This is a genomic window from Collinsella sp. Sow4_D11 (assembly GCF_052116465.1).
Classification (GTDB): domain Bacteria; phylum Actinomycetota; class Coriobacteriia; order Coriobacteriales; family Coriobacteriaceae; genus Collinsella.
Window position 1 is genome coordinate 1 of record NZ_JBQKLA010000041.1, and the last position, 6,445, is coordinate 6,445.

The window sequence follows — 6,445 nt, forward strand, 5'->3', positions numbered from 1 at the left end:
GACAGCCGAAAATCTAAGCAAGTCGATATTTCAGACGAAACAAAAATCCCTATTGAATTCATGAAATTAGAATACAAGCCTATCAAAACTGAACTGGCTAAACATCTGAAAGCTGGTGAGGTTATAGAAGGTGCAACATTGATCGAGAAAGAAAGTTTGCAGGTAAAATGATATGACAATGAATTTTGCAGAATTACAAGCGAAAATGCAGATCGGCAAGGTTAGCAAGCAGGGAGTGAAGTATTCTTTTAGAAATGCAGAAGATATTTTCACACATTTCAAAACATTAAATAGTGGTTGGGAAATAAACGTGTCTGATGATCTTGTTGAAGTTGGTGGCAGAATATTTGTTAAAGCTACAGCAACTGCAACAAAAGATGATGAAGTTCGCAATGCCACTAGATTTTCAGAGCTTGACACAGTACCAATTCTCAACACAAAAGATTATAAGACTGGTGAGCTTAAACAAGTCCAACAAATGCAAGTTCCACAATGGACAGGGGCGGTTAGTTCCTATGCAGGAAAATACGCTTTACAAGGGCTGTTTGGGATTGGTGAAGAAGATGTTGATTCATTAGTTGATGAAATTGAGAAGAAAAAAGAAGCGAAGACTAAAATACCAAAAGAAGTAGTCGAAGCATATAAGAATGGTATACAGTCCGTTATCGATAGGACAGGTAAGAATGACGGTTCAATCACGAGATGGTTCTGTGAGAAATTGGGAGTCGCAAAAATCGAAGACATAACGATGGAACAAATCTCACTAGCAGATGGACTATTAAATAAATTGGAGAATAATCAATGAAAGTAACAAACAAAGGCTATATCAACTTTAACGATAAGTACAACAAAAAGACAGATGCCATGATGACAGCAAGCATGAGCTTCTCAAACGGGAAAGAAGATGACGGAGAGTGGAAGAATGGGTATATCAATGTAATCGCTTTTCGTGACAATATACAACAATTAGAAAGTTCTGTTGGTCAGTTAGTAGAGATTGAAGGAACATTCCGATTGAACGAGTACACAAATCAACAAGGTCAGGGTATTAAGACACCACAAATTATTATTGACACATTTTTAAATGGTTCAGCAAGTAAGCCAAATAATTATTCTAAAAACGAGACCTCATCATTTGGGAAAACAAGTCCTGTCGATATTGATGATTTGGAGTTGCCATTTTAAACATAAAAACAAAAAGTAAAAGCAGGGCTATTAGTTGAAATTTGAATTTATTTTATCAAATACAAAACACAAAAAAGAAATGTTGAACGCTAATGATAGACCACATTGGACACAGAAGGCTAAAATTACTGCCTATCTTCGCCAAATTGGGCGTTTAAAAGTATCTGAGGGTAAATACACCACTTACACAAAAAAAAGCCCCTGCGGGCTTGTGGTGACGATTTACACACCAACTAAAAGACGAATGGATCCACCAAACTTTTATCCAACCATAAAAGCGCTGATTGACGGCATGACAGATGCAGGTTTATGGACAGATGATAATCATGAAATCATTAAGTACATGACGTTTGAATTTGGTGGTCTAAGCCAAATCAAGGATAAATACAAGATTGAAATAGAAGTAGAGGAATATAATGAAATTTGAATTATTTAATGGCCATTTTGAAAATGCGGAACATGCAGAGGAAACAGATGAATAAACAAGAAGCGATTGAGGAAATTAAGAAACAGAGCACACAAGCATACGATGATTTTGCAATAATGCGAGACGCAGCTATCCATATTATTAACCAAATCCACGAACTGCAGAAAGTGGTAGTTCCGAAGTTTGTGGCTGAGTGGATTAAGTGGTGCAAAACAAACGAGGCGACTTTGCTTGGTGCAATCAGTCCAATAGATGAATTTGGCTCGGCTATCTGCAATGATAAGCGAGTGGAGTCAATGGCTGCTTCTAGATGGGCACAACGTAACCAAGACACATTCGCTCGTGCTTGGCTTGACGGCTATGAGATCGAGAAAGAGAAACTGTACACAGTGGAGATTGAAGGAGTAAGTTCTGGAAGGCTGTTCAAAAATATACGAACCAATAAATATCTATTCCATAGTGGAAAAGGTTTGAAAGGGTATACAGATAGACTAACCGAAAAAGATATTGAAGAAGCTGATGAACTTTTATGGCAGTTTGCTAAAGAGGTGGTAGAATGAAATGTATTAAAGTATTTGAATCGTTTAGTGGAATAGGAACGCAACGCATGGCGCTTAGAAATTTAGGAATAGAGCATGAAGTAGTGGCAATTGCAGAGATAGATAAATATGCCTTATCAAGTTATGATGCAATACACGGAGATTGTCCGAATCTAGGAGATATTAGTAAAATTGACCCGAACACAATACCTGACCATGATTTGTTTACCTATAGTTTCCCTTGTTTTACAGGAGACACCTTGGTGCTGACAAACAGCGGGTACAAGCGTATTGATGAAATCAATATCGGAGATGCTGTTTTAACCCATACAAACCAGTATAAAAAAGTGACAAATGTTTTTAATCAAGGTGTCAAAGATATTGTTAACATTAAAGGTATGGCTATTCATAATATTAAAACCACAGAAAACCATAAGTTCTTAACAAGAGAACGATATAGAAAATGGAATAATGATAAACGATCTTACGACAGATTGTTCCACGATCCACAATGGGTTGAAGTTAAAGGTTTGACGAAGAATCACTATCTAGGTTTATCAATCAATCAAAACAGCGAGTTACCAGTATGGGATGGATATACCAACTCTTGGGGTACTGGTTATGGTGATAGAACGTATCATACGAATTTCATTAGTCCATTATTGGAAAACAATAATTTCTGGTGGTTGATGGGTAGATATGTTGCTGACGGATGGTGTCGTAAACAGGGTGGAATCATTATTGCTGTACCTGATGTTAAATTGGAAGAATTTGAAAATCGAGTGAATGGTTTAATCGATTATAATATCTCAAAAGAACGTACTGCGAACAAAGTTAATATTCCAATTAAAGAGTTATCGTTGTTTACGGAACAGTTTGGGTATTATGCTCATGGTAAAAAGATTAGTCCAGAAGTATTGAACTTACCAGTTGAGTTGTTAAAATCTTTCGTTGAAGGGTATTTCAGCGGAGATGGTTACTACTCTGAAACTGATAAACGTTACAAATGTACTACAACCTCTGAAGAGCTAGTTTATGGTATTGGGCAATGTATTGCTAAAGTTTATCGTCGACCATATTCAATTTATAAAGACAGTAGACCAGCTACAAGTATTATCGAAGGAAGAATTGTGAATCAAAGAGATACTTATTCATTAACCTTTAAAATGACAACTGGGGAGCAAGATAAAGCATTTTATGAAGATGGACATATTTGGTTTCCATTTAATGGGTTGGAGAATGACGGTCAAGAAACAGTATATGATATTGAAGTTGAAGATGATCATTCATTTACAGTGTTTAATACCATTGCTCACAACTGTCAAGATATTTCAGTAGCCGGAAAACAAGCCGGACTAGATATGAATGGCGGAACTAGGTCAGGTCTTCTTTGGGAATGTCAAAAAGTGATAGCTACTAAGAAGCCAAAATATCTGCTTATGGAAAATGTAAAAAATTTAGTTGGTAAAAAACATAAGCCGAATTTTGATAAATGGCTTGATTGGCTAGAAGAACTTGGTTACACAAACTATTGGCAAATATTAAATGCAAAAGACTATGGTATTCCTCAAAATCGGGAGCGTGTGTTTTGTGTCAGCATTTTAGGAGAACACGAGCCTTATGTTTTCCCTGAAAAACAAGAGTTGACAATTAGACTAAAGGACATTTTGGAAGATGATGTGGACGAAAAATATTATTTGTCAGAAGAAAAAACTAAACAACTTATTTTACCAGACACGAGTTATTGTATAGATGCTAACTATTATAAAGGTACTAACCTAAACTACTATTTAAAAAAACGCAGGAGACAGATAATTGCAACTAAAAATAGTTAACGCAACAAAAAAAGGGTATCTAATGGCCGAAGAATGTGATGGCATTGATACTGCTTATCCTTTTAGTAAAACAAGAAGAGGGAGAGTGCAAAAAAATATGGCACATACAATAACGACAGATGATAGCAAAGGGGTAGTTGATAACTACCGCATTCGTAAGCTAACACCAAAAGAGTGTTGGAGACTAATGGGTTGTAGTGATGAAGATTTTGAAAAAGCAGAGCAAGTCAATAGTAACAGTCAATTATATAAACAAGCAGGCAATGCAATCGTGGTTGATGTACTTGAGGCTATATTTAAACAGATGTTTTTGAAATAAGTGGGAGGAAAAAGATGACAAATAGAGAAGCGGCTAAAATTCGTTTTAAAGATAATGAGTACGATGTGCACACGGTCAAGTTGACTAAAAATGATATCAAAAATTTAAAAAATGGTACAACGCTCATGTATTTTAACAAAGAAGCAGATCAAGTTATCGCTCTGTCAATGGAGGTAACCAATGACTGAAAAATTAGGTGTGTTACTAGTTGATGTGCCAGAACCAAAATTATGGAAGTATCAATATTTAGAATATAGCTACGGAACTCACACGCAAAGAAGCTGAACAGTTTCCGCGGTTTAAATTTGTGCCACTGAAAGAATTGGAATGGAGAAGTAAAAATGGAATACACGGTAGAATTAAACGGAAAAACGTTAACTTATGGACCACTTGTAGAAAATTCACGATTTAGTGAAGAAGAATGGTCAGCTATTTATGCAGAAGTTGCTAATCAAAACTTACCAGAAGTATTTAAAAAGCGTAAAGACGACAAAGAATTTATCGATGTTTTAGGTGAATTAATTTGTCTTGAAGAGCGTTATGAAGAACTTTTAGAAAACTTGCCACAGGATGAGTATTCAAAAGTCGGTACTCATCCAATGTGGGTAGTAAATGCGGTTGAAGAAAACACATTAAATAAAGAGGATACACAATTTGATGTGAAAGAGATGATTGATAATTGTGATGATATAGATGAATTGAAAGAATCATTAGCTGAGTATTTTGAATTGGAGGAATTGGAATGACAGAAAAATTAGGTGTGTTACTGGTTGATGTGCCAGAACCAAAATGCTGGAATTACAGCTATATAGTATTTACAGATAGTTTTACCATTGAAAATACAGATGCAATAAGCGAAGTATTTCATTTCGGACACAGATGCACACAAGAAGAAGCAAAAAAATACCCACAATTCAGATGGGTAGCGTTGGAGGACCTATGACACCGCAAGAATTTAAGGAAATAAGATTAAAACTAGGTCTGAGCATCGAGTCGCTGGCCAAGAAGCTAGGTTATTCACTCAGGCATGTGAGATGTTTGGAATCAGGCGCTAAGCCAATTGTTGAAAAGTCAGAAGAAAAGATAAGAACACTCCTAGCAGAAAGCCGTGTGCCTATTAGGAAACCTGTCAAACCACCTAATCTGGGTGGTAGACCAAAGTGGCAGGTTGATTTGGATGAGCCGTATCATATGGATAAGCATGTTGTAAAATGGAAATAAAAAAGCCAAGGCAATCTCCCTGGCAGTGATATATGACACTATTATTATACCATAAGGAGAATGCAAAAGTGACTTTTTTTCCAGAAGTAAATATCCAAAAATCAAAATCAAATGCAAAGCGTAAGTTGAGAGAATATCCTCGCTGGCAAAGAGTAGCCAATGATGCAGATGGTCAAAAAGTCACTGCGACGTATACTTTCGAGCCAAGACAAGCGCACGGCAATCCAAGTAAGCCTATTGAGCGCTTGGCTATCAATCGAGTAGATGCTGAATCGGAGCTTGAAGCGATTGAATTAGCAGTAACGAAATTACTCAATCCAACGCATCGCAGGATCTTGTTTGAGAAATATCTGTACAATGGTAAACGATATGATTTTGAAATCTATACCGACTTATACCTTTCAGAAGCTAGCTTTTACATTGAACTGAACGATGCCTTGCTCTCGTTTGCTGAGCAATATAGAGGCGGATGTTTACTAGTTCAAAATTAGAGTTTTTATAAAGAAACGCTAGAGAAAACAAAAGTTTTTTTGGAGTTTGTTCGGAAATAGATGTGTTAATATAGTATCATGAATTACTGAGAAGAAGCATACCTTTCAAAAAGCACTAATTCAATTAGTGAACAACATCAACATGAGCGGAACTCGGTGATCATTCCAAGACCAGAAAAAAATAAATTATAGAAAATTTACCTTACGTTCATTACTGGTCTTGGATTTGGAAACGTAGCTCAGTTGGTAGAGCGTCTGGTTGAAGCCCAGAAGGTCGCAGGTTCGATTCCTGCTGTTCCCGTTTAATCCGTTTTCTCAATATCGGCTATGCTGGTAGTTTTGATAGTCAAAAATTTTATGATTGGGCGGTCGAGATGAGCAAGAAAAACATTGTGATTGTTTCGAGTTATGAAATATCAGATGATAGG

The 6,445-nt window shown here is 36.3% G+C and carries 12 protein-coding genes and 1 tRNA gene; all 13 read left to right on the forward strand.

Annotated elements, in window-relative coordinates:
- A partial coding sequence (locus tag ACTQ40_RS10090; protein WP_441564071.1) for a siphovirus Gp157 family protein occupies positions 1–171 on the forward strand: 171 nt, incomplete at its 5' end.
- 7 nt (positions 172–178) lie between these two features.
- Positions 179–805: an ERF family protein gene (locus ACTQ40_RS10095; RefSeq protein WP_441549844.1), complete on the forward strand. Its 627-nt coding sequence runs from the start codon at positions 179–181 to the stop codon at positions 803–805.
- Entirely contained in the window at positions 802–1,185 is a 384-nt protein-coding gene (locus ACTQ40_RS10100) for a single-stranded DNA-binding protein (RefSeq protein ID WP_441549843.1), read from the forward strand. Before ACTQ40_RS10095 ends, ACTQ40_RS10100 begins: the two co-directional genes overlap by 4 nt.
- A 34-nt stretch (positions 1,186–1,219) precedes the next feature.
- On the forward strand, positions 1,220–1,612 hold the full coding sequence (locus tag ACTQ40_RS10105; protein ID WP_441564062.1) for a hypothetical protein: 393 nt from the start codon (positions 1,220–1,222) through the stop codon (positions 1,610–1,612).
- Between the two features lie 47 nt (positions 1,613–1,659).
- Positions 1,660–2,172: a DUF1642 domain-containing protein gene (locus ACTQ40_RS10110; protein WP_441564064.1), complete on the forward strand. Its 513-nt coding sequence runs from the start codon at positions 1,660–1,662 to the stop codon at positions 2,170–2,172.
- On the forward strand, positions 2,169–3,986 hold the full coding sequence (gene dcm, locus ACTQ40_RS10115; protein WP_441564066.1) for a DNA (cytosine-5-)-methyltransferase: 1,818 nt from the start codon (positions 2,169–2,171) through the stop codon (positions 3,984–3,986). Before ACTQ40_RS10110 ends, dcm begins: the two co-directional genes overlap by 4 nt.
- A gap of 22 nt (positions 3,987–4,008) precedes the next feature.
- A complete protein-coding gene (locus ACTQ40_RS10120; RefSeq protein ID WP_441564067.1) occupies positions 4,009–4,305 on the forward strand; it encodes a DNA cytosine methyltransferase in 297 nt (98 codons plus the stop codon).
- 14 nt (positions 4,306–4,319) lie between these two features.
- Entirely contained in the window at positions 4,320–4,493 is a 174-nt protein-coding gene (locus ACTQ40_RS10125; protein WP_343118948.1) for a hypothetical protein, read from the forward strand.
- A gap of 153 nt (positions 4,494–4,646) precedes the next feature.
- Positions 4,647–5,051 carry a hypothetical protein gene (locus ACTQ40_RS10130; RefSeq protein ID WP_441549883.1) on the forward strand — a complete coding sequence of 135 codons (405 nt, stop codon included), beginning with the start codon at positions 4,647–4,649 and terminating at the stop codon, positions 5,049–5,051.
- Positions 5,048–5,248 (forward strand): hypothetical protein, encoded by a 201-nt coding sequence (locus ACTQ40_RS10135; protein WP_441564069.1) that lies wholly within the window; start codon positions 5,048–5,050, stop codon positions 5,246–5,248. The genes ACTQ40_RS10130 and ACTQ40_RS10135 overlap by 4 nt, the downstream gene beginning before the upstream one ends.
- Positions 5,245–5,526: a helix-turn-helix domain-containing protein gene (locus tag ACTQ40_RS10140; RefSeq protein WP_441549882.1), complete on the forward strand. Its 282-nt coding sequence runs from the start codon at positions 5,245–5,247 to the stop codon at positions 5,524–5,526. Before ACTQ40_RS10135 ends, ACTQ40_RS10140 begins: the two co-directional genes overlap by 4 nt.
- 68 nt (positions 5,527–5,594) lie before the next feature.
- Complete coding sequence (locus ACTQ40_RS10145; RefSeq protein WP_441549881.1) at positions 5,595–6,017, forward strand: ArpU family phage packaging/lysis transcriptional regulator; 423 nt, start codon at positions 5,595–5,597, stop codon at positions 6,015–6,017.
- A gap of 228 nt (positions 6,018–6,245) precedes the next feature.
- Positions 6,246–6,318 (forward strand) — tRNA-Phe (locus tag ACTQ40_RS10150).
- The last annotated feature ends 127 nt before the right edge of the window (positions 6,319–6,445 follow it).

Excerpts from the sequence above, each read along its gene's own strand:
- ACTQ40_RS10095 (WP_441549844.1), top strand. The coding sequence starts at position 179 with ATGAATTTTGCAGAATTACAAGCGAAAATGCAGATCGGCAAGGTTAGC.
- ACTQ40_RS10100 (WP_441549843.1), top strand. The coding sequence starts at position 802 with ATGAAAGTAACAAACAAAGGCTATATCAACTTTAACGATAAGTACAAC.
- ACTQ40_RS10110 (WP_441564064.1), top strand. The coding sequence starts at position 1,660 with ATGAATAAACAAGAAGCGATTGAGGAAATTAAGAAACAGAGCACACAA.
- dcm (WP_441564066.1), top strand. The coding sequence starts at position 2,169 with ATGAAATGTATTAAAGTATTTGAATCGTTTAGTGGAATAGGAACGCAA.
- ACTQ40_RS10120 (WP_441564067.1), top strand. The coding sequence starts at position 4,009 with ATGGCCGAAGAATGTGATGGCATTGATACTGCTTATCCTTTTAGTAAA.
- ACTQ40_RS10125 (WP_343118948.1), top strand. The coding sequence starts at position 4,320 with ATGACAAATAGAGAAGCGGCTAAAATTCGTTTTAAAGATAATGAGTAC.
- ACTQ40_RS10130 (WP_441549883.1), top strand. The coding sequence starts at position 4,647 with ATGGAATACACGGTAGAATTAAACGGAAAAACGTTAACTTATGGACCA.
- ACTQ40_RS10135 (WP_441564069.1), top strand. The coding sequence starts at position 5,048 with ATGACAGAAAAATTAGGTGTGTTACTGGTTGATGTGCCAGAACCAAAA.
- ACTQ40_RS10140 (WP_441549882.1), top strand. The coding sequence starts at position 5,245 with ATGACACCGCAAGAATTTAAGGAAATAAGATTAAAACTAGGTCTGAGC.